Here is a 21,099-nt window from a genome sequence, read left to right on the forward strand (position 1 = left end):
AATCGAACAAGACCAAATCGATATTAGACACGGATCGTCGCGGCTTCAACAATGCGCCAAACAAAGGATTCAAGGACCCAAGGAGACAACGCGCATGTCCGCAGACCACGCCCATCCGATTCCCGACCGCCACGGCCAGAACCTCTTCACCACCGACGCCGAGCTCCACGCCCTGCTCGCGCTCTACCTGCCCGAAGACCTGCGCCGCCACATGCAGCCGCACTTCGAGCGCCTGGGCGGCCTCGCCGGTGGCCTGATCGACGAGCTGGCCGGCACGGCCGACCGCAACCCGCCCGTGCTGAAGCAGCGCACGCGCACCGGCCTCGACGAGCAGAAGATCGTCAAGCACCCCGCCTACGTGGAGATGGAACGCCTCGCGCTCGCCGAGTTCGGCCTCGCCGCCATCTCGCACCGCGACGACACGCTGGGCTGGAAGGGGAAGATGCCGCCGCTGGTCAAGTACGTGCTGACCTATCTGTTCGTGCAGGCGGAGTTCGGCCTGTGCTGCCCGGTGTCGATGACCGACTCGCTCACGCGCACGCTGAAGAAGTTCGGCAGCCCCGAGCTGGTCGCGAAGTACCTGCCGCGCCTCACCTCGCTGGACTTCGACGAGCTCGCCCAAGGCGCGATGTTCATGACCGAGCAGGCCGCCGGATCCGACATCGCCGCCACCGCCACGCTGGCGCACCGCGAGGCAGACGGCAGCTGGCGCCTCACGGGCGACAAGTGGTTCTGCTCCAACCCCGACGCCGACTTTGCGATGGTGCTCGCGCGCGCCGACGATGGTGCGGCCGGCATGAAGGGCGTGTCGCTGTTCCTGCTGCCGCGCCGGCTCGACGACGGCAGCCTCAACAGCTATCGAATCATCCGGCTGAAGGACAAGCTGGGCACGCGCTCGATGGCCAGCGGCGAGATCCGCCTCGAAGGCGCCACCGCCTGGCTGGTAGGCGAGGAAGGCCGCGGCTTCGTGCAGATGGCCGACATGGTCAACAACTCGCGCCTGTCGAACGGCGTGCGCGCCGCCGGCCTGATGCGCCGCGCGGTGGCTGAGGCCGAGTTCATCGCTTCCGAGCGCCGCGCCTTCGGTCGCACGCTGGAGCAGATGCCGCTGATGCAGCGCCAGCTCGACAAGCTGCGCCTGCCGGCCGAGCAGGCCCGCACCATGGTGTGCCAGACGGCCCTCGCGCTCGCGCGTTCCGACGCCGGCGAGCCCGATGCCTATGCGCTGCTGCGCGTCCTCACGCCGCTCATCAAGTTCCGCGCCTGCCGCGATGCGCGCAAGGTCACGGGCGACGCGATGGAAGTGCGCGGCGGCTGCGGCTACATCGAGGAATGGAGCGACGCGCGCCTCGTGCGCGACGCGCACCTGGGCTCGATCTGGGAAGGCACGAGCAACATCGTGGCGCTGGACGTGATCCGCGCGGTGAAGCGCGAAGGCTCGCTGCCGGTGCTGCGTGCGCACTGCGCGAAGCTGCTCGACGACGCGGCGCTCGCTCCCGGGTTCGACAGGGCCTTGCGTAACGCGCTGGACCGCGCCGCCGCGCTGACGGAGACCGCCGCGCGCGAAGGCGGTGATGTTCTTGCGCGCCAGGCCGCCTCTGCCCTTTACCACTGCACCAGCGCCATCGCGATGGCATGGGAGGCCTCGCGCGGTGGCTCCCACGCGCGCCTGCGCTGGGCGCAGCTGGTGCTGCTGCACCGCGTGCTGCCGCGCGATCCGCTCTCGCCCGACGCGATGCCGGCGGACTGGAACGCCACGAGCACCTCGTCCACGGCCGTGCCCGCCTGAGCCTTTCCTTTCATTCAAAAAGACGGAGACATCCCTTGAAACGCTTCACCTTCCTGCTGGCCGCCTGTGCCACGCTGATGACGGCCATGCCCGCCGCGCAAGCCGCCGACGCTTTCCCCTCCAAGCCCCTGATGCTGGTCGTTCCCTTCCCGCCCGGCGGCCCCACCGACGCCATGGCGCGCACGCTCGCCGCCGAGATGAAGGACCGCCTCGGCCAGCCCATGATCGTGGAGAACCGCGCAGGCGCCGGCGGCAACATCGGTGCCGAGTACGTGGCGCGCGCCGAGGCCGACGGTCACACGCTGCTGTTCGGCACCTCGGGCCCGCTGGCCATCAATTCGAGCCTGTACCGCAAGATCAACTACGACCCGGTGAAGAGCTTCGCGCCGGTCATCCAGGTGGGCTACCTGCCGAACATCCTGGTGGTGAACCCCGCGCTGCCCGTGAAGAACGTGCAGGAGCTGGTGGCCTACGCCAAGGCCAACCCCGGCAAGCTCAGCTATGCCTCGTCGGGCAACGGCGCCTCGTCGCACCTCGCGGGCGTGCTCTTCAACTCGGTGGCGGGCACCGACCTGCAGCACATTCCCTACAAGGGCACGGGCCCCGCGCTCAACGACCTGCTGGGCAACCAGGTCAGCATGACCTTCACCGACATCCTCACCGCGCTGCCCTACGTCAAGGCCGGCAAGCTGCGCGCTCTCGGCGTGGCCACGGTCGCGCGCTCGCAGGCGCTGCCCGATGTGCCGACGATCTCGGAGCAGGGCTACAAGGGCTACGACGTGAGCGTGTTCTTCGGCATCGTCGCGCCGGCCGGCACGCCTGCCGATCGCGTGAACAAGCTCAACCATGCGTTCACTGAAGTGCTGAATTCGCCCAAGGTGAAGCAGATGTTCGCGGCGCAAGGCCTCGAGGTGCCTGCCGACACTTCGCCGCAGAAGCTCGGGCAGTTCATTGCCGGCGAGTCCGTGAAGTGGAAGGACGTCGTGAAGAAATCGGGAGCGCAGCTCGATTGATGGAGTCATCCGGGGCGCGATCACGCCGACGGGGGACATTCGCGGAGGGGAGTACCCGGCGGCCTGTGCACGCGCCCCGAAAAGCAAAACACAGGAACAAGAAATGACACAAGCCCCACAAGGCGCCCTCGCAGGCATCCGCGTCCTCGACATCTCCCGCATCCTTGGCGGCCCCTACTGCGGCCAGATCCTCGGTGACCACGGTGCCGACGTGCTCAAGGTCGAGCCGCCGCAGGGCGACGACACGCGCACCTGGGGCCCGCCCTTCAGGGAAGGCGTCGCCTCGTACTACCACGGACTCAACCGCAACAAGCGCGTGCAGCACCTGGACTTCTCGACCGAAGAAGGCCGCGAAGCGCTGCTCGCGCTGGTGGCCGAGGCCGACGTGCTGATCGAGAACTTCAAGACCGGCACCATGGAACGCTGGGGCATCGGCTATGAAGAACTGTCGAAGCGCTTCCCGCGCCTGGTGTGGTGCCGCGTCTCGGGCTTCGGCGCCGACGGCCCGCTGGGCGCGCTACCGGGCTACGACGCCGCCGTGCAGGCCATGACCGGCATCATGAGCATCAACGGCGAAGCCGACGGCGGCCCACTGCGCGTGGGCCTGCCGGTGGTCGACATGGTGACCGGCCTCAACGCGGTGATCGGCGTGCTGCTCGCGCTGCAGGAACGCAACCGCAGCGGACGCGGGCAGTTCGTGGAAGCGGCGCTGTACGACAGCGGCCTCTCGCTGCTGCATCCGCACGCCGCCAACTGGTTCATGGACGGCACCGAGCCGCGCCGCACCGGCAATGCGCATCCGAACATCTACCCGTACGACGCGCTCGCGACCGGCACCGACCCGGTGTTCGTGGCGGTGGGCAACGACCGGCAGTTCGCCAGCCTGTGCCGGTGCATCGGATTGCCCGATCTGGCTGACGACCCGCTCTACCGCACGGCCGGCGCGCGCTCGGTGCACCGCGACGGACTCAAGCAGCAACTCGAAGCGGCGATGGCCGCTTTCGATGGTCGTGAACTGGTCGAGCAATTGATGGCCGCCGGCGTACCCGCCGCGCCCGTACTGCCGGTCGATGCCGCGCTGCAGCATCCGCACACGCTGCACCGCGAGATGGTGGTGGAAATGCCCGGTGGCTATCGCGGCATCGGCGCGCCGGTGAAGCTCAGCCGCACGCCGGCAAGCTACCGGCACGCGCCGCTCACGCCCGGCGAGGCCTTCCTTCCGCAGGACGGAAGCTCAGCGCAGCAGCAGTGACGACCGGCCGCGGCCGATGCCGTAGTAGGCGATGCCCGCCGACTCGACCTCCGCGGCGTCGTAGACGTTGCGGCCGTCGAAGATGACCGGCGTGCACAACTCCTTCGCAATGTGCGCGAAGTCGGGGCGCCTGAACTCATCCCACTCCGTGACGAGCGCCAGCGCATCGGCGTCCTGCAGCGCTTCTTCCGCCGTGGCACACCAGCGCACATCCCCGCGCTCGCCGATGAGATCTCGTGCATTCGGCATCGCCGCCGGGTCGTAGACCTGCACGCGCGCGCCCGCCGCCCACAACCGCTCCAGCAGCACCAGGCTCGGCGCATCGCGCATGTCGTCGGTGTCGGGCTTGAAGGCCAGGCCCCACACCGCGATGGTCTTGCCCGCGATGCGGCCGCCGAAGTGGTGCGTCATCAGGTCGAAGAGCCGGCCCTTCTGCTCGTGGTTCGTGGCCTCGACGGCGGAGAGGATGCGAAGCGCATGGCCGTCGCGCTGCGCCGCATGCGTCAGCGCCCGCACGTCCTTCGCAAGGCAGGAACCGCCGTAGCCTGCGCCGGCCTGTAGAAAGTCGGGCCCGATGCGACGGTCCGCACCGATGGCGCGCCGCACCATCTCGATGTCGGCGCCCGCATGCTCGGCCACGCGCGCCATCTCGTTCATGAAGCTGATGCGGGTGGCGAGCATGGCGTTGGCCGCGTACTTGGCGAGCTCGGCCGAACGGCGGTCCATCAACAGCAACTGCTTCGGGTCCTGGATGAAGGGTTCGTAGAGCCGCGTCAACAGGTCGATGGCCCACGGGTCCTCGCTGCCGATCACCACGCGATCGGGATGGCGGCAGTCGCGCACGGCCGAGCCTTCGCGCAGGAATTCGGGGTTCACCGCCACCGCGATGCGGTGCCGCGCGCCACGCTGCGAAAGCTCGCCGCCGAGCACTGCCTCGACCTGTGCGGCCGTGCCCACAGGCGCAGTCGACTTGCACACCACCAGCGCATCGCGGTCGCGGTGCCGCCCGATGCCGGCTGCCACGGCGATCACGTGCCGCAGGTCGACCCGGCCTTGCGCATCGGCCGGCGTGTTCACCACGATGAAGAGCAGGTCGCCATGCAGGCAGGCGGTGCGCTCGTCGGCGGTGAATTGCAGCGTTCCGGAGGCGAGTCCGGCGGCGACCAGCGCCTCCAGGTCCGGCTCGTGCAGCGGCATCAGGCCGCGCTGCAGCCCCTCGATGCGCGCCAGGTCCGCGTCCGCGCACAGCACCTCGTGGCCGGCCTCGGCCAGGCAGGCGGCGAAGCTCAGGCCCACGTAGCCCGCGCCGAAGATGGTCACTTTCATGGGCGGCCCCATGGCGTGCGGCACTGGTGGTGGGCGCGGTTGTGCGATAAAAGCAGGATGCAAGCCTTCAAAACGATGTCCGGACAGGAAAATTCGATGATGCCCGATCAAGTTGCCGCGCGTTGCGCGCTGGTCCTGGAGACCAACAACCTGCGCGGCGGAGCCGATGCCGAAGCCAGGGCGGGTGCCAGCCTGCAGCGCCTGGTCGCCCTGCTGGCCAGGCAGAAGCTGCCGCTGAGCTCGCTCGCGCAGGTGGTCATCACGCACGACGGGCTGAGCGCCGCCACCTGCGAGGCCGTGAGCGCGCTCGCGGGGCGCCCCGTCGACTTCGTGCGCATCGACGCCGCCACCGGCTATTACGACGCCAAGAACGTCGGCTTCGCAGCCACCGACGCTCAGCGCTGCACGCACGTGGTGTTCGCCGACGCCGACTGCCTGCCCGACGACGACTGGCTGCAGCAGATGCTGCTGCCCTTCACCAAGGGCGCCGACGCGCCCGCCGTGGTGGCCGGCCGCACCAGCTACGCCGCCAACGTGGTGGGCACCGCGCTCACCACCATCGACTTCATGTACTTCCCCAACGCCGACCATGCCGGCGCCACGAGCAACTTCTACGCGAACAACGTGGCCTTCCGCCGCGAAGTGTTCGAGCAGCACAGCTACCAGGCGCTCGACGGCGTGTACCGCGCGCACTGCCAGGTGCTGGGCATGCGCCTGAAGGCGGCGGGCGTGCCGATCCACTATGCGGCCGCAGCCCACACCGAGCACCGCCTGCCCGACACGCGCGCCGAGGCTCTCAAGCTGCGCTGGATGCGCGGACAGGACACCTATTCGCTCACCCCGCACCTGCTGCGCAGCTATGTGTCGCCGCGCTGGCAATGGCTTGCGAAGAGCGGGCCGATCGGACCGCTGGCGGTGCTGTTCACGCGGCTGGGCTTCAGCATGAAGGCGCTGAACCACCAGGATCTGCCGCCGCTGCGCGGACTGCGCTGGCTCGCGGGCGTGGCGCTCATCCTCGGCTTCTCGGCCGTCGACATGCTGGGTGCGTTCGCGCGCGGCATCGGCTGGCACACCACGGGCCGCACCAATGCCGATGCGCAGGCGCTGTCGTACCACCGACCCTGAACGACGCTCCGCTCTCTTCTCCAGAAAAACAAAAAGACAGGAACCATGTCCATCCGCTCTTCGTTCACCGCCCGCCGGCTGGCGCTCGGCATCGCGCTCGCGGGCGCCTTCACGCTGGCCGGCGCGGCCGACTTCACCGGCCGCGGCGTCTTCAATTTCAGGTCCGACACCGGCTGCCCCTTCGCCGCGCTCGCGGGCCAGGGCAACGACTGCAACCGCCTCGCGCTCGACGACCCGGACACCCGCGCCGCACTCGACATCGGCGCGCACACCATCCGCTTCGTCAACACGCGCAGCTACGGCGAGAAGACCATCGTCGGCGACGTGCTGCTGCAGGGCTCCGGCCAGGCGCGCGGCAGCAGCCAGCGCGTGCCGCTGACCTTCCATGCGCTGCTGAGCCGCTCGGGCAACGAGTGGTCGATCAGCAGCCATGCACACACGCCCATCGGCGGCGAGTTCAGCGACATCCGCATCGACCCGTACCAGATCGTGGTGGTGAACGAGTCGACCACCGACCATGTGCTGCTCACCGCCGACCAGATCGTCGAGGCGCTGGCCCGGCCCTCGCTGACCGCGCGGCTGGCCAACGTGTTCGTGCAGGTGGACGACAACCGCGCCGAGGGCGCGAAGGATGCCGACATCACCATCGGCCTCGGCCTGAGCAGGGCCTCGAAGTCGGTGGCGCGCGCGCGTTTCCATGCGCCGGGCGCCAAGGGCCGCGACCTGGCCGAGGCCATGCAGCAGGGCAACTGGACGCTGGAGCTGCAGGCGCTGAGCGGCCAGATCCCGCGCCAGGTGGTGCAGCGCGACCTGTTCCTGTACGGGCTCGAATCGCAGTCGCTCCTGCAGCCGCTGCTGCAGCGCGGCTTCCGCAAGAACGAGAAGCTGGTGCTCGGCGCCGCCAACGGCAAGGGCTACGTGCGCTACGACGGTCAGCAGCGCGAGTTCGCGGGCGCCGACGCGGCCGCGCGCGCATTCCTGCAGGACAGCTTCATCGGCCTGGTGCTGGGCTGGCAGCAACAGCACACGCCCGTGAAGACCAAGACGGATGCCCGCTGACTCGCCAGCCGGCGTTTCGACCGGCTTCGACTGCCTCTCGCCGCCCCGGCTGCGCGGCTGGCCCGCGCTGCAGGCCTGGCTGGTGCATCGCGTCAAGCGCGCCGCGCTGCGCCAGCTGCATGCGAGCAATGCGGGCGAGATGCTGCTGCTGCGCTTCTATCTGGTGGGAGAGGAATCCTCCGAGCAGGCGCTGCAGCGCGAACTGCGCATCGCGCCGCCCGAGTGGCTTGCGCGCCAACTCGACCAGCACCTGGCCGACGAGCAGCTGCACGCGCGCCTGTTCGCGCAGGCCATCGTCGAGCGCGGCGGCAATGCGCAGGCCGCCGCATCGCCCGAGGAGGCGCCGCAGCCCGACTGGTTCAGCCGTCGCAAGCTGGCGCGCTGGCAGGCGCTCATCCGCCGCCATGCGCCGCACTTCGCGCACGGCGGGCTGGTGCCGGCCTACGCCATCGGCCTTTCGGCCGAGCAGATGGCCTCGCGCATCCTGCAGCGCCACTGCGCGCTGATCGGGCCGCAGCACGAGCTGCATCCGCTGCTGTCGCGCGTGCTGGCCGACGAGGACCGCCACATCCGCCTGTGCACCCGCACGCTGCAGCGCTGCGTGGCGCCGCACGAAGAGGCGCGGCTCGCGCAGCTGATGCGCGAGGTGCGCGACACCGAGCGCGGCTTCGGCGTGACCGGCGCGCTCGGCATGTGGCTGGCCGGCGCGGCGCTGCGGCTGCGCCCCGGCGCCGAGCGGCCGGTGCGGCACCACGCCTGAGCGATGCCGCCGCGCATCCTCTACCTCGCGACCGCGGACGCGCGCGGCCACCTGATGCGCGCGCAGCTGCTCACGCATGCATTGCGCGCGGCCGGCGCGCAGGTTCGCGTGCTCACCACCTCGGACGAAGGCGCGCGCTTTCTCGCCGGCTTCGGCATCGAGGCGCCGGTGCTCTCGCGCCACTACGCAGTGCAGTTCGACACCCAGCAGAACATGCTGCGCCGCGAGACCGACCGCAACGTGGCGCTGTACATGTTCAGGCCCGAACGCATGCTGCGCGACGTGTGGCGGCTGCGCGCGCACTTCCGCGATGCCGACCTGGTGGTGAACGACTCCTTCCACCCCGCGCTGCTTCTGATGGGCTGGCTGCCCTTCTGGCGGCGCAAGGTGGTGCACGTGTACGGCGCGAGCCTGCGGCACGCGCTGGAGACGAACTTCAGCGGACGCATGCCGGGCTTCGTCGCCAGGCTGTTCAGCGGCATCGTGGCCTGGCAGATCGACCGCAGCCTCGCGCGCATCGAGCACGACTTCGCCTACGGCGAGCCCCGGCACGACGGGCACGGCCGCCACCGGCTCGCCACGCCGGTGGCGATGGTGGACGCGGCCGGCCACTGCGATGCATCGCAGCAGGTGGCGGCCGTGTATCTCAATCCGCATTTCCAGGAGCCGGCACTGGCCGACGGGCTGGAACAGGGCCTGGCCGACGCAGGCGTGCCTGCGCACCTGGTCGGCGAAGGCTATGCGCATCGGGCGCACTGGCATGCGCGGGACGAGCACTGGATCGAGGCGGCGGCGCGCAGCGCGTTCATCGTTTCCGCGCCCGGCATGGCGGCGCTGTCGATCGCGGCGGTCTATCGCAAGCCGATCCTGCTGTTGCTCACGGACCAGCCCGAGCAGGCGATCAACGCGGGCCGCGCGGCGCAGCTGGGGCTGGCGCATCGCGTGGTGGTGTGGCGCGGCGATGCACGGAAGTTCGCGAGGGCCGTGACCGCCGCGGCGGGCGAGCTGCTCGACTTGCCGGACGGCGAGGCGAATGCATCCGAGGGGCGGCAGGCCGCCATCGATCGGCTGCGGCACTGGACCGGGTTGCTGTCGGGGCTGGCGGAGACTGTGCGTAGCTCGTGATGCTGCCGCACGGCTTCTTCAGTGGCTGCCCGCCGAGCCGCGCGCCGAATCGACCACCGCGCGAAAGACCCGCGCCATCGCGCGCACCGGCGACATTTCCGACCATTTCGCCGCTGCCTTAGCCTTCGGCGGCGCCGAGATCAGGCCCCGGCCCATGCGCAGCGACACATGCAGCCTCCTGAGCGTGAAGCCCGGCCGCGCCGCCTTGCGGCGCAGCCCGAGGCCGAGGCCGCGCGCTGTGTCCGCCACGACGAACTGGATCACCAGGCACTTGCGCCCGGCCGCCGGCTCGACCTCGAACACAAGACTGCGCCGGCGCGCTCCGGTGACGCGCTGGCCGGGCAGCACCGCGCCGTCGAGCATCGCGTGCACGCTCGTGGCCTTGGCGTTGCTGCGGTAGTCGATGCGCACCTCGACGCGATGCGGCTGCATCTGCGACAGCGGCAGCGATCGCGAAGACAGCGCCGGCAGCGGCACCACGAGGCAGGCGAGCTCGCCCTCGCTGCGCGCGCCCTCGCCGTCGAAGCCGGCCCAGCCGTGGCTCAGCCAGCTCATCGCGGGGCTGCCGGGGTGGAACAGGTAGGGGCGCTCCAGCTGCAGCTCGGCCATTTCGGCCAGGCCCCGGGTCTGATCGTCGAGGCCCCAGCGCGTGAGGAAGGCGCGGTCGATGGCCGCCGTGGGCCAGGCCGGAAAGCTCCGTGCGCCGCCGCCACTGCCCTGTCCATCATCCAGGCCGCAGGCCTCGGCCATGAAGTCCATCGAGCCCAGCTCGGCGCCCACGGGTATCCAGCCCGAGCAGGCCGTCGGCAATTGCTCCGGCGCGTTGCGGTCGGCGCGGATCAGCGCGTGCGCGGGCTTGCGGAAGTAGCGTGCCTCGGTCAGCACGCTCGACGACAGGCTGGCGGCGAAGTGCACGTTGGCCGCCGACAGAAGCGCATAGCTGTTCTCGCTCGTCCACGCCACGTTGGGAATGGCGCGCGCGATGGGCGCGAGGTCGTGCAGCGCGCTCTCGTAGGGATGCGGCTTGACGACCAGCAGGTCCACGCCCTGCGCCAGCTCGCGCAGCGGCGCGATCACGCTGGCCGGATGCATGGTGCGGCCGCCGCTGATGAGCGACAGGTCGACCAGGCTCTGGCCGAAGAAGAGGCCAACGCGCAGCCTCGGGTCGAACAGCGCGGCCGCGCCGTGGCGTGCGAAGCGGCCCTTGAGCGCACTCGCGTGGTTCCAGAAGAGTTCTTCGTCCACGCAGCGCGCGAGCAGCGCGGCCTCGATGGCGGGGTCGTTGGTGCGCGCGCAGAAATGCAGGTGCTCCGTGAAGCGGCGCGGGTCGATCTCGATGTCGAGATAGCTGGCGCCCGAGCGGTCGATGCAGTGCTGCTGCGCGGGCGTGAGGCCCCAGCCGATCACCATGCATCCGGGGCCGAAGGCCGGCATGCCGTCGCGACCGGCCAGCGGCGAGAGGTCGGCGATGCAGGCACGCGCCCAGCCTGCGGGCGTGGGGGGCAGATCCAGCCGGTCCATGAGGCGCGCGACGTCGATGCGGCCGCCCTCGGCCAGCGGCGCCGCCTCGCTGGCCGGCAGGCCCAGCCGGCCCAGCGCGGAGTCGAAGAAGCCGCGCAGGAAGCGCCGGTTGGCGACGTGGTACTGGAGCCCGTTGGCGGGAGAGCGGAAGAAATCGTCGGCGAAGACGACGTTGTGGAACCGGCGAGTCATCATGGCCTCGGGAGGCGGCGCTCTTCTGCGCTGCCGCAAGCCGCCCCGCCGACCTTTCTTGTGAGCGATGCGCCAATCTAGGCAGCCACTCTTAGCCCGGCGTGAGCAAGGAGCCACGCCTTCGCAAAGTTGCCGTAAAGGGCGCGGCGCCCTCCGGTCTTCAGTCCAGCGAAAGATTGAGGTCGCGGATCAGCGGATGCCAGCGCGCCGATTCGCCCCGCAGCAGCGCCGCGAACTGCGACGGCGCGTCGCCCGCGGGCTCCACGCCGTACTCGGCGAGCCTGCGCAGCACGGCCGGGTTGTGGATGGCGCTGGCCACCGACTGCTGCAGCCGCGACACGATCTCGCCCGGCGTGCCGGCGGGCACCACCAGGCCCATGAGCGCGGCGGCCTCCACGCGCGGAAGGCCGAGCTCGGCGAAGGTGGGCACGCGGGGCAGCTGTGCCAGCCGCACCGGGTGCGCCACCGCGAGCGGACGCAGCCTGCCGCTCTGGATGAAGCGGCGCGAGGCGGCCAGGTCGCACATCATCACCGGCACCTGGCCGCCGGCCACGTCGGCCACCGCGGGCGCGGCGCTGCGGTAGGGCACGTGGACCATCTCGAGGCGGGCCTCGCGCTCCAGCAGCTCCATCGCCAGGTGCTGCGGGCTGCCCGTGCCGGCCGATGCGTAGCTGACCTTGCCGGGGAAGGCGCGCGCGTCGTCGATGAAGGCCCGCGCGTCCTTCACGCCGCTGGCCGGGCCGACCAGCAGCACCATCGGCAGCCGGCCGAGCAGGGTGACGGGCGCGAAGTCGCGCGAGGGGTTGTAGCTGAGGTTGCGGTAGAGCGCCGGGTTGAACACCAGCGTGCCGCTGTCGGCCGACAGCACCGTGTAGCCGTCGGCCGGGGCGCGCGCGGCTTCCATGGCGCCGAGCGCCGTGTTGCCGCCCGCGCGGTTCTCGATGACGACGGACTGGCCCGCGTCGATGGCGAGCTGGGCGGAGATGGTGCGCGCGACGATGTCGGCGCCGGCCCCCGCCGGGTACGGCACGATCCAGCGGATGGCCTTGGCGGGGTATGCGAACTGCGCCCTCGCCGCGCGATGGACTCCCAGGGCCGCGAGGGCGGCCATGGACGCGAGCTGCAGCAGGAGCGATCGGCGGGGCATCACGGGCGACTGTCTCCGGGGGAGATACCGGCCGCCATGTTAGGCCGCACCGCGTGTCCGCGTGAGAGGCGCGCCTATAGGCGCATCAGGGCGCGACGGGATTGCCAGGCGTGCCGGCATCGCGGGTCGAAATCGCGGCGGCGGCGGCAGCCGTCGCGGTCGCCGCCGGTGCGCGGTAGGTGACGTTCACCGCGGGCGCGACGGGCGCCGCGGGCTCGGGCGGCGGCCGGGTGATCTTGACCAGGGGCGCCCGCCTGACGGTTGCCGCCGGCGCGGCGCTGGCGGGTGCCGCGGCCACCGGGGCGGGCGGGGGAACCGGGCCCACGGGCGTGAACGGGGCCGCGGGCGTCGAGTAGTACTGCACCGGGGCCGGCGCGGCGGCCGTTCCGGGGGAAGCCGAAGGCGCGGCAGAGGCCACCGCGCCGCCTGCCGCGGGTACGCCGGCCGCCGTGGCCGTGGCAGGCGCCACGGGAGCCACTGGAGCAGTTGGCGCGGCGTTGGGGTCGTAGAGCATGGTGCTCTTGCTCACGCCCGTGCGCACCGGCCCCACGCCGACGCCCACGCCGGCCGAGCCCGACACCTGCCCGCCGTTGTTCACGGCCACGCCCGCGCCGAGCGGGCCGAAGCCGGTGTTGAGCCCCACGGAGAAATTGCCGTCCTTCGTGGCGCCCAGCCCCAGCGAGAGCCCGGGCACCAGCGGAATGCCGACGTGATAGTGGGAACAGCCGCCCGTCAGGAGCAACAGCAGCGCCGCCGGAACGACGGCTGCTGCACGAGTGACGCGCGGCCGGTCGTTCACACCAGCAGCGCGTTGACGCGCCTCACGTAGGCGGCCGGGTCCGCCGGCAGGCCGCCTTCGGCCAGCAGCGCCTGGTCGAACAGGATGTTGGCGAGGTCGTCGAAGTGCGAAGAGCCCTCGAGCTTCTTCACCAGCGGATGCTCGGCGTTGACTTCGAGCACCGGCTTCAGCTCGGGCGCGGGCTGGCCGGCCTGCTTGAGCATGCGCGCGAGCTGCGTGCTCATGCCGCCGTCCTGCACCACGAGGCAGGCGGGCGAATCGACGAGACGCGTGGTCACGCGCACGTCTTCCGCCTTGTCCTTGAGCGCTTCCTTGAGCTTCTCGAGCAGGGGCTTGAACGACTCGGCGGCTTCCTCGGCGGCCTTCTTCTCGGCCTCGTCCTGCAGCTTGCCCAGGTCGACGGCGCCCTTGGCCACGCTCTGCAGCGGCGTGCCGTCGAACTCGTTGAGGTAGTTCAGCGCCCACTCGTCGACGCGGTCGGTCATGAGCAGCACCTCGATGCCCTTCTTCTTGAAGACTTCGAGCTGCGGGCTGTTCTTCGCGGCGGCGAGCGTGTCGGCCGTGATGTAGTAGATCGCGTCCTGGCCTTCCTTCATGCGGGCCTTGTAGTCCGCGAAGCTCACGCTCACCGAGTCGGTGGTGGTGGAGGCGTAGCGCAGCAGTTTGGCGATGCGCTCGCGGTTGCCGAAGTCCTCGCCCAGGCCTTCCTTGAGCACCGCGCCGAACTCGGCGTAGAACTTGGCGTACTTGCCCGATTCGTCGGCTGCGGCAGCGGCGGTCTCGGCGGCGGTGGGCGCGTTCTTGTCGACCACGTCCGTCACGCCTTCGGTCGGCTCCGGAGCCGGCACCGATTCGCCCGAGCCCACGTCGATTCGGCCCTCGCCGCTCTCGGGCGCGGTCTTCTGCTTCTTCGCCAGGTCTTCCAGCATGCCGAGCACGCGCTTGGTGCTGCCTTCGCGGATCGCCTTCACGTCGCGGCTTTCCTGCAGCAGCTCGCGGCTCACGTTCAGCGGCAGGTCGGCCGAGTCGATCACGCCCTTGACGAAGCGCAGGTAGCTGGGCATCAGCGCCTCGGCGTCGTCCATGATGAAGACGCGCTTCACGTAGAGCTTCACGCCCGCGCTCTTCTCACGGTTCCAGAGGTCGAAGGGCGCCTTGGCCGGAATGAAGAGCAGTTGCGTGTACTCGGTGCTGCCTTCCACGCGGTTGTGGCTCCAGGCGAGCGGGGCCTCGTAGTCGTGGCTGATGCTCTTGTAGAACTCCTCGTACTGCTCGGCGGTGATGTCCTTCTTGGGGCGGCTCCACAGGGCGTTGGCCTTGTTGACGGCTTCCCACTCGCCGGTCTTCACCATGTCGCCGGGCTGGTCGTTCTCGCCGTCCTTCCACTCTTCCTTTTCCATGAGGATGGGCAGGGAGATGTGGTCGGAGTACTTGCCGACGATCTGCTTGAGCTTCCAGGCGTTGAGGAACTCGTCAGCATCTTCGCGCAGGTGCAGCGTGATGCTGGTGCCGCGCTCGGCGCGCGTGATGTCGGTCACCTCGAAGTCGCCGGCGCCGCCGCTCACCCAGCGCACGCCCTGGTCGGCCGGAAGGCCCGCGCGGCGCGACTCGACCGTGATCTTGTCGGCCACGATGAAGCCCGAGTAGAAGCCCACGCCGAACTGGCCGATGAGCTGCGCGTCGGCCTTCTGGTCGCCGCTCAACTTGCTCATGAAGTCCTTGGTGCCGCTCTTGGCGATGGTGCCGAGGTTGTCGATGGCCTCCTGGCGCGACAGGCCGATGCCCTTGTCGGTGATGGTGATGGTGCGCGCGGTCTTGTCGAAGCTCAGGCGCACGTCGAGGTCGGACTGGCCTTCGTAGAGCTCGGGATGGTCGAGCGCCTCGAAGCGCAGCTTGTCGCACGCGTCCGATGCATTCGAGATCAGCTCGCGCAGGAAGATTTCCTTGTTCGAGTAGAGCGCATGCGTGACGAGGTGCAGCAGCTGCGCGACTTCAGCCTGGAAGGGGAGTTTGGTTTTGGAGGAATCAGCCATGGAAAGAGAAATGTCGAAGCCGAAAAATTCTAAGTCGGGCGCGGCGCCAGGGGGCGCCGCCGCGCCAACGTCTTCAATTGGGTTGTCTTTAGTCCTCATCAAGGGCAAATGAAGCCCAACGTTTGATTTTGGGCATTCCTGAAGGCCCGGGGGCCGCGCTCTCCTCTGTGGAAACCCTCGGAGCCCACCTCGAAGCCCCGAAAAATTGACCTTGGTTAACAGTTCTGAAATATCCTGCGCCTGACACGGAACAGGGCAGCGACGCCTGAGGAACAGCACAGGGATGTCACCAGATGATTCGACTGACGCTGTGGGCCGTATCCGGTCCCGCTGGAGGCCTGCGGCGTCCGACCACCGCGCTCGGCTGGCTCGAGTGCACGACCGCCCTGGCATGGCTGTCCTGTGCGCAGGCACAGGCCGAGCCCCAGAAATCCCAGGCTGTCGTGGCTGACGCACGCATCGAAACCCTCGATCGCGCGCAGGCGGAGCAGGCGCGGCTGAAAGCGCTCGCCGATTCCGCGCCCAAGGCCTACGAAGACCGCTTCATGACCTCCGACGCCGACGCCCGCGCGGCCGACGCGACGCCCGAGCCCGAGCAGCCCGAGGGCTACCGGGCCTGGCTGGTCGAAAGCCGCATCGGATTCGGCGACGCCACCACCACCGGCTACGGCCGCCAGCGCGCGACCGAGTTCGGCCAGCGCTTCGAATACCGTCGCGAAACCCTCAACTACGGCGAGTTCGTGCTGCAGGCCGACGGCCGCCACCTGGGTGGCGACAACAGCGCGAGCGGCCTGGGCATCGGCTCGCTGGGCTATGCGCGCGAAGCCACCAGCGGCCGCTTCACGCTGCGCAACCTCGGCTTTCCGCTGACCACGCAGACCTTCGCCGACACCGCCGTGGGCGACATCCAGAGCGAACTCACCGACGGCCTGGCGCGCAACTACAGGCTCTCGCTGGGCTCGACCACGGTGCGCGGCGCGTCCACGCGCGTCTTCAGCAACGACTTCGACCTGCGCGCCGGCTTCGGCCAGCGCGGCAACCTGACCGGCGGACCGTACCCCGGCTTCGAGAAGGGCCAGGGCACGCTCGGCTGGCTCGGGGCCACGCTGCGCCTGGGCGAGCCGTGGTTCGCATCGTTCCAGCTCGACCGGGCGCGCAACGTGCCCGCCTACTACTACGACCCGCTCACCGCCCAGGGCTACGGCCGCAAGGACGTCACCAGCTGGGCGAGCTCGGTGGGCTGGGGCCGCGAGGTGGCGCGCGACGGCGACTTCAAGGCCCGCGCCACGCTGGTTGGCAGCCGCGTGAGCTCGTCCACGCCGGGCGTGGCCACCGGCGATTCGCGCGGGCTGTTCGTCGAGGCGAGCGCGCGCACGGGCCTGTACCGCCACGAGTTCGGCGCATACACCGCGCGGCCCAACCTGTACTTCGGCGACTACGCGCTGGCGACCGGCACGCGCGGCGCGTACTGGCGGGTGGACCGCAACACCAGCCGCCTGAGCTGGGGCGTCGGCCTGGACTACGAGCGCTCGCAGCGGGATACGAACTTCAATCTCGCGGGCTACCGCCGCTTCGGCGCAAGCGGCAACTTCCAGTACCTGTTCGACCGCGACAACTCCGTCGGCGGCAGCCTGAGCGCCTACCGCACGCGCTACGACGGGCTCCCCGACGGAAGCACCACGGGCAGCAGCGGCGACGGCCGCAGCCTCTACGGGAGCGCCTTCTACCAGACCCGCTTCTTCGACTGGCCGCGCAGCCGCTTCTCGCTGACGGTGCGCCGCAACGAGCTGATCGTGCTCGGCGACTCGGCAGCCACCGGCCAGGAGCTGCAGTGGGAGCAGGACTGGATCGGCGGGCGCCGCGAGACGATGCGCCCCGAGCTCACCACCACCGTCGGCTACGCGCGCGACCGCAGCGGCGGCACCTCGCGCAACTACCCGACGGCGGGCCTGCAGTTCCGCTACTGGATCGACAACGGCTTCCACGTCGGCGGCAACCTGCGCTACACCTCGCAAAGCGGCGGCCTCTACACCAGCCGCGGCCTGTCGGGCTCGCTCACGGCCGAGAAGGAGCTGGGCATGGGCTGGCGCGTGGGCCTCATGGCCAACTTCAACCAGGCGCGCGCATCGCTGCTGCCGACCTCGTACTCGTCTCCCAACCTCTATCGCAGCAACGAGAAAACCGCCTACGTCTACCTGCGCTGGGAGGGCAGCGCCGGCACCGCCTTCCGCCCGGCGGGCGCGCGCGGCGAAGGCGCGGGCGGCGGCAGCGTGTCGGGGCGGGTGTTCTACGACGCCAACCGCGACGGCGAGCAGCAGTCGGGCGAAGGCGGCGTGGCCGGCGTCGAGGTGCTGCTCGACGGCCGCTACCGCGCCATCACCGACCGCGACGGCCGATTCGAGTTCCCGCTCGTGACCACCGGCCGCCACCAACTGACGCTCACGCTCGAAAGCGTGCCGCTGCCCTGGGGCTCGGCCGGCGAGACGGGGGTGAGCGTGAACGTTCCGCTGCGAGGCCGCGCCAGCGCGGAGATACCCGTCGTCAAGGTGGGCGAATGAGCCGCGCCGACCTCCCGCTTTTCCACACCGCCGCATCCAACCAGAAGGAGTTCCCATGATCCGAACACCCCTCGTGCGCAGCATGCAGATCCTTTCGCTCGCCGGCCTCGCGCTGGCCGGCGGGCAGGCCCTGGCCGAGAGCCAGTACGGTTCCGGCACTGGCACCATCACCGCGCAGGCCAAGGTGAACCTGAGCGTGACGGTGCCCAAGCTGATCCTGCTGCGCGTGGGCTCGACCAACACCACGGTCGACACGGTGACATGGACCTCCGCGCTCAGCATCCCGGGCGTTCCCACCACGCCGATCACCGGCAACAACACCAACGTCGACTGGAGCGGCGCGGCGCCCACCGTCACGACCTCGACCGCCGCGAACACGCTCACCGTGTACGCCTGGACCAATGCCGGCGCCGGCACCATCAACTGCGCCATGGGCGCATGGGCGCCCCTCACGGGCGGCCCAGCCAACGCGGACTTCACCGTCACCACCACGGGCACGCTGCCGCACCCGGGGGCCAACCTCGGCGCCTGCGCCTCGACCTCGTTCCCCTCGAACGCGGTCGCCACCGGCACCTGGGCCTACACGCTGGGCGGCACGCCCGCCGGCTGGGTCGCGAACACGTACACGAACACCATCACGTACACCGCCCAGGGCATCTGACGATGCCGGCGCGAGCGGGGATGGCAACGGCAACGGCAATGGCGAGCGCGACGGCGCTCGCAGCGGCGGCGGCTTTGCTCGCCTCCACGCCCGCGCGCGCCGTCATCACCACGGTCACCGACACCGGCAGCTCCTACCTCCTGACGCTTCGCGTGGGCTCGGCCGGCGCGACCGTCGACACCGTGGCCTTCAGCGTCACCGGCGCCAACGCCGGGCTGACCCCCACGGCCGTGACCGGCACGCCGACCATCGACGTCTGGGTTATACCGGTGCGCCCCGTGGCCAACACCACCGTGGCCCGTCCGGTGACGCTGCGCGTCGACTCGTCCGTCGCCCTGACCTGCCAGTCGGGCGGCTGCGGCACCACGGCCATACCCTTCAGCAAGATCAGCTGGGTGGCCACGGGCAACAGCAACGCGGCCTCGGGCGACATCCAGAACGGCCGCTTCGACGCCACCGCCAACCAGTCGATCGCGAGCTACGACGCGAACGCCACCTTCTGCGTCGGCCCGCTCGGCCTGCCCTGCGTGCTGGGCGTCGGCACCTGGACCTATCTTTCGCGCAACCTGACGGCCACGCGGCTGCAGTTCAGCTACGACAACGACGTCATCTACCCAGGCGGCAACTACAAGGGCACCGTGCGCTTCACGGCCTCGATGGAATGAAGCCGTCATGCCTTCGCCGCTCGACTGCCGCCGCCGCGCTGCTGTGTGGCGCGGCTCTCGTCGCTCCCGCGTGGGCGAACATCGCCCGGCTCGACGACTCGACCTCGCCTCGCGCGCATGTGCGCAGCGATTTCAGCAATGCTCAGGCGATGGACGGCCACGTGGTCGTGCTGCCCCTCGGGCGCATCGAGTACCGGCTGGCCATGACGCCCCACATGGGCCGGCGCGCGCGCATCTTCTACGTGATTCCCGCCAACGTCGCAGGGCTGCGTTCGCCGGCGGGAATGCAGGTGCAGTGGCGCGGCAGCGGCGCGTTCGCGAGCGGCAGCGGCCGGCCCGGCGACCGGGTGCAGGTGTGGAACGGCGTGGTCCAGGCTCCATGGATGAACGAGACCTTCGATCTCACGCTGCGCATCGATCCCCGCGAGCTGCGCATGCCCGCGGGTTCGGCGCTGAGCTTCGAGTCGTTCTTCGAAATCGAGACGCTGCCATGAACGCTTTCCGCTCTTCTTCCTTCCTTGCGCTGCTGCTGGCAACCGCCGGCGGCGCGATGGCGGCCTCGCCCTTCGAGCTGGCCGTCACGCCGTCGCGCTTCGAGCTCGCGGGCAAGCCCGGCACGCGCCTCGGGCAGTCGCTCGACATCCACAACCTGGCATCGACCGCCACCGAGGTCTCGATGCGCACCATCGACTGGAGCTACTCGGCCGAGGGCAACATCGGCTATCACGACGAGCTGCTGCCCGGCAGCTGCAGGCCGTGGGTGGTGCTGGAGCGGCGCAGCGTGTCGGTGCCGGCGCGCGGCAAGAGGTCGTTCCGCTTCCAGGTCGATCCGCCGGCCGACGCGCCGCGCGGCGAGTGCCGCTTCATGATCGCCATCGAGGGCACCGAGCCGGCGCAGCAGACCGTCATCCGCAGCGGCGGCGCCAGCCTGAGCCTGCCGGTCACGGGCCGCATCGCGGTGGCGGTGTACGTCATGCTCGACGGCGCCGAGCCCAGGCTCGAGATCAGGCAGATCGCCAGCGGAGAAACCGGCGGCGCGCGCCGCGCGGTCGTGACCGTGGCCAACACCGGCGACGCGCACGGCCGGCTCGAAGGCAGCCTCGACGCCACCGACAGCAAGGGCCGCGCGTTCGAGCTGGTGCCCGAAGGCACGCCGATCCTGCCGGGCCAGACGCGCACGCTGGCGCTCGTTCCCAAGGCCGAGAACGGCCAGCCGGCGCCGCAGCCCGTCTACCCGGTCAAGGCCAGCGGCAGGCTGGACTGGGACAAGGGCAGCTTCAAGGTCGACGTGGAACTGAAATGAAACGGCCCCAGGCTCCGCGCGCTTCGTGTCGCTTCGCACTGGCAGGCGCGGTCGCCGGCGTGCTGGGCACGGGCATCGCGCAGGCCGCGTCCAGCACTGTCGGCCCCAGCGCCTCGGTGCCGCTGAGCACGGGCGTGAACCTCGACTTCACGATCGCCATCGACAAGTTCATCTTCTTCCGCATCGGCGACGGCGCCTGGCCCACGCCCGGAGGCACCACGAGCACGGTGAGCTTCGTGCTGACGCCCTCGATCCCGGGCGGGCCGACCACGCCGGTCGCCGGCAACAACACGCCGGTGAACTGGAGCGGCGCGGCGCCGAACTTCAGCGTCACGCCCAGCAACAACGCCCTGCCCGTCGAGGTGCGCAGCAACGGGGGGCAGATCACCCTGCGGGCGACGGCGACGACGCCCCTGGCGAGCGGAGCGAACACCATTCCGCTGTCGGAGATCACCATCGCCAGCAGCGACACCAACCTGCCCGCGCCGCAGATCCCGAACACAGGCACCGGCACGGCGGTCAACGTCGTGGGAACCAGCTTCGCCAACCTGGTCACGCAGCGCAGCGCGACCTGGACCTTTTCCTACGCCAACCTGGCGAGCCGCACCGCCGGCACCTATACAGGCCAGGTCACCTTCACCGCCAGCTCGCCCTGACCCTGCCCCCGCGCAGGCAAGTCACGGCATCGCCCCCTGGAGGACTTCTTCCAGAAACACCGCGGAACCGGCTTTGCCGGGCCGCAGGTGTTGCCCCCGGTAGGGGGTCGGCGCA

Annotated in this window: 18 protein-coding genes; 13 read left to right on the forward strand and 5 right to left on the reverse strand. The window is 70.2% G+C overall.

The window, feature by feature from the left end; translation table 11 throughout:
- The first annotated feature begins 94 nt into the window (after positions 1 to 94).
- The 3 genes from ABL840_RS36390 (at position 95) to ABL840_RS36400 (ending at position 4,054) form a co-directional block, all read left to right on the forward strand.
- Positions 95 to 1,789 carry an acyl-CoA dehydrogenase family protein gene (locus ABL840_RS36390; RefSeq protein ID WP_093307324.1) on the forward strand — a complete coding sequence of 565 codons (1,695 nt, stop codon included), beginning with the start codon at positions 95 to 97 and terminating at the stop codon, positions 1,787 to 1,789.
- Positions 1,790 to 1,824: 35 nt separating this feature from the next.
- Complete coding sequence (locus tag ABL840_RS36395; protein WP_093307325.1) at positions 1,825 to 2,802, forward strand: Bug family tripartite tricarboxylate transporter substrate binding protein; 978 nt, start codon at positions 1,825 to 1,827, stop codon at positions 2,800 to 2,802.
- Positions 2,803 to 2,905: 103 nt separating this feature from the next.
- A complete protein-coding gene (locus ABL840_RS36400; RefSeq protein ID WP_093307326.1) occupies positions 2,906 to 4,054 on the forward strand; it encodes a CaiB/BaiF CoA transferase family protein in 1,149 nt (382 codons plus the stop codon).
- On the opposite strand, the gene ABL840_RS36405 is transcribed toward ABL840_RS36400, so the two are convergent.
- Entirely contained in the window at positions 4,037 to 5,380 is a 1,344-nt protein-coding gene (locus ABL840_RS36405; RefSeq protein ID WP_093307365.1) for a UDP-glucose dehydrogenase family protein, read from the reverse strand. The two genes, ABL840_RS36400 and ABL840_RS36405, sit on opposite strands and share 18 nt — an antisense overlap.
- A 96-nt stretch (positions 5,381 to 5,476) precedes the next feature.
- On the opposite strand from ABL840_RS36405, the gene ABL840_RS36410 reads away from it, so the two are divergent.
- From ABL840_RS36410 to ABL840_RS36425, 4 genes are read left to right on the forward strand one after another with little or no spacing between them, the layout of a single operon-like run.
- Positions 5,477 to 6,505 (forward strand): glycosyltransferase, encoded by a 1,029-nt coding sequence (locus ABL840_RS36410; RefSeq protein ID WP_093307327.1) that lies wholly within the window; start codon positions 5,477 to 5,479, stop codon positions 6,503 to 6,505.
- Positions 6,506 to 6,550: 45 nt separating this feature from the next.
- The gene (locus tag ABL840_RS36415) at positions 6,551 to 7,564 is read left to right on the forward strand and encodes a hypothetical protein (RefSeq protein ID WP_093307328.1); all 1,014 of its coding nucleotides are present in this window, start codon (positions 6,551 to 6,553) and stop codon (positions 7,562 to 7,564) included.
- Positions 7,554 to 8,324, forward strand: a complete 771-nt coding sequence (locus ABL840_RS36420; RefSeq protein WP_093307329.1) for a hypothetical protein — start codon at positions 7,554 to 7,556, stop codon at positions 8,322 to 8,324. Before ABL840_RS36415 ends, ABL840_RS36420 begins: the two co-directional genes overlap by 11 nt.
- Before the next feature lie 3 nt (positions 8,325 to 8,327).
- On the forward strand, positions 8,328 to 9,449 hold the full coding sequence (locus tag ABL840_RS36425; RefSeq protein WP_093307330.1) for a hypothetical protein: 1,122 nt from the start codon (positions 8,328 to 8,330) through the stop codon (positions 9,447 to 9,449).
- Positions 9,450 to 9,467: 18 nt separating this feature from the next.
- Here ABL840_RS36425 and ABL840_RS36430 read toward each other — a convergent pair whose 3' ends face one another.
- The 4 genes from ABL840_RS36430 to htpG form a co-directional block, all read right to left on the reverse strand.
- A complete protein-coding gene (locus ABL840_RS36430; protein WP_093307331.1) occupies positions 9,468 to 11,165 on the reverse strand; it encodes a hypothetical protein in 1,698 nt (565 codons plus the stop codon).
- A 157-nt stretch (positions 11,166 to 11,322) separates the two neighbouring features.
- Positions 11,323 to 12,309, reverse strand: coding sequence for a Bug family tripartite tricarboxylate transporter substrate binding protein (locus ABL840_RS36435; protein WP_093307332.1), 987 nt, complete (start codon positions 12,307 to 12,309; stop codon positions 11,323 to 11,325).
- An 85-nt stretch (positions 12,310 to 12,394) separates the two neighbouring features.
- A complete protein-coding gene (locus ABL840_RS36440; RefSeq protein WP_093307333.1) occupies positions 12,395 to 13,108 on the reverse strand; it encodes a hypothetical protein in 714 nt (237 codons plus the stop codon).
- Complete coding sequence (htpG, locus tag ABL840_RS36445) at positions 13,105 to 15,141, reverse strand: molecular chaperone HtpG (protein WP_093307334.1); 2,037 nt, start codon at positions 15,139 to 15,141, stop codon at positions 13,105 to 13,107. The genes ABL840_RS36440 and htpG overlap by 4 nt, the downstream gene beginning before the upstream one ends.
- A gap of 293 nt (positions 15,142 to 15,434) precedes the next feature.
- On the opposite strand from htpG, the gene ABL840_RS36450 reads away from it, so the two are divergent.
- The 6 genes from ABL840_RS36450 to ABL840_RS36475 are packed head-to-tail and all read left to right on the forward strand — an operon-like array spanning position 15,435 to position 20,984.
- Entirely contained in the window at positions 15,435 to 17,699 is a 2,265-nt protein-coding gene (locus ABL840_RS36450; RefSeq protein WP_093307335.1) for an SdrD B-like domain-containing protein, read from the forward strand.
- Positions 17,700 to 17,754: 55 nt separating this feature from the next.
- On the forward strand, positions 17,755 to 18,360 hold the full coding sequence (locus ABL840_RS36455; RefSeq protein ID WP_093307336.1) for a hypothetical protein: 606 nt from the start codon (positions 17,755 to 17,757) through the stop codon (positions 18,358 to 18,360).
- Between the two features lie 38 nt (positions 18,361 to 18,398).
- Complete coding sequence (locus tag ABL840_RS36460; RefSeq protein WP_093307337.1) at positions 18,399 to 19,025, forward strand: hypothetical protein; 627 nt, start codon at positions 18,399 to 18,401, stop codon at positions 19,023 to 19,025.
- Positions 19,022 to 19,519, forward strand: coding sequence for a hypothetical protein (locus ABL840_RS36465; RefSeq protein WP_093208309.1), 498 nt, complete (start codon positions 19,022 to 19,024; stop codon positions 19,517 to 19,519). Before ABL840_RS36460 ends, ABL840_RS36465 begins: the two co-directional genes overlap by 4 nt.
- Positions 19,516 to 20,328, forward strand: coding sequence for a hypothetical protein (locus tag ABL840_RS36470; RefSeq protein ID WP_093307338.1), 813 nt, complete (start codon positions 19,516 to 19,518; stop codon positions 20,326 to 20,328). Before ABL840_RS36465 ends, ABL840_RS36470 begins: the two co-directional genes overlap by 4 nt.
- Positions 20,325 to 20,984: a hypothetical protein gene (locus ABL840_RS36475; RefSeq protein ID WP_093208304.1), complete on the forward strand. Its 660-nt coding sequence runs from the start codon at positions 20,325 to 20,327 to the stop codon at positions 20,982 to 20,984. The genes ABL840_RS36470 and ABL840_RS36475 overlap by 4 nt, the downstream gene beginning before the upstream one ends.
- The last annotated feature ends 115 nt before the right edge of the window (positions 20,985 to 21,099 follow it).

Origin of the sequence: Variovorax sp. NFACC27 (genome assembly GCF_048301545.1) — a bacterium.
GTDB lineage: Bacteria > Pseudomonadota > Gammaproteobacteria > Burkholderiales > Burkholderiaceae_C > Variovorax > Variovorax gossypii.

What these genes read in the sequence shown, in the direction of transcription:
- ABL840_RS36390 (WP_093307324.1), top strand. Translation starts at nt 95, where the DNA reads ATGTCCGCAGACCACGCCCATCCGATTCCCGACCGCCACGGCCAGAAC.
- ABL840_RS36400 (WP_093307326.1), top strand. Translation starts at nt 2,906, where the DNA reads ATGACACAAGCCCCACAAGGCGCCCTCGCAGGCATCCGCGTCCTCGAC.
- ABL840_RS36405 (WP_093307365.1), bottom strand. Translation starts at nt 5,380, where the DNA reads ATGAAAGTGACCATCTTCGGCGCGGGCTACGTGGGCCTGAGCTTCGCC.
- ABL840_RS36410 (WP_093307327.1), top strand. Translation starts at nt 5,477, where the DNA reads ATGATGCCCGATCAAGTTGCCGCGCGTTGCGCGCTGGTCCTGGAGACC.
- ABL840_RS36415 (WP_093307328.1), top strand. Translation starts at nt 6,551, where the DNA reads ATGTCCATCCGCTCTTCGTTCACCGCCCGCCGGCTGGCGCTCGGCATC.
- ABL840_RS36420 (WP_093307329.1), top strand. Translation starts at nt 7,554, where the DNA reads ATGCCCGCTGACTCGCCAGCCGGCGTTTCGACCGGCTTCGACTGCCTC.
- ABL840_RS36425 (WP_093307330.1), top strand. Translation starts at nt 8,328, where the DNA reads ATGCCGCCGCGCATCCTCTACCTCGCGACCGCGGACGCGCGCGGCCAC.
- ABL840_RS36430 (WP_093307331.1), bottom strand. Translation starts at nt 11,165, where the DNA reads ATGATGACTCGCCGGTTCCACAACGTCGTCTTCGCCGACGATTTCTTC.
- ABL840_RS36435 (WP_093307332.1), bottom strand. Translation starts at nt 12,309, where the DNA reads ATGCCCCGCCGATCGCTCCTGCTGCAGCTCGCGTCCATGGCCGCCCTC.
- htpG (WP_093307334.1), bottom strand. Translation starts at nt 15,141, where the DNA reads ATGGCTGATTCCTCCAAAACCAAACTCCCCTTCCAGGCTGAAGTCGCG.
- ABL840_RS36450 (WP_093307335.1), top strand. Translation starts at nt 15,435, where the DNA reads ATGATTCGACTGACGCTGTGGGCCGTATCCGGTCCCGCTGGAGGCCTG.
- ABL840_RS36455 (WP_093307336.1), top strand. Translation starts at nt 17,755, where the DNA reads ATGATCCGAACACCCCTCGTGCGCAGCATGCAGATCCTTTCGCTCGCC.
- ABL840_RS36460 (WP_093307337.1), top strand. Translation starts at nt 18,399, where the DNA reads ATGGCGAGCGCGACGGCGCTCGCAGCGGCGGCGGCTTTGCTCGCCTCC.
- ABL840_RS36465 (WP_093208309.1), top strand. Translation starts at nt 19,022, where the DNA reads ATGAAGCCGTCATGCCTTCGCCGCTCGACTGCCGCCGCCGCGCTGCTG.
- ABL840_RS36470 (WP_093307338.1), top strand. Translation starts at nt 19,516, where the DNA reads ATGAACGCTTTCCGCTCTTCTTCCTTCCTTGCGCTGCTGCTGGCAACC.
- ABL840_RS36475 (WP_093208304.1), top strand. Translation starts at nt 20,325, where the DNA reads ATGAAACGGCCCCAGGCTCCGCGCGCTTCGTGTCGCTTCGCACTGGCA.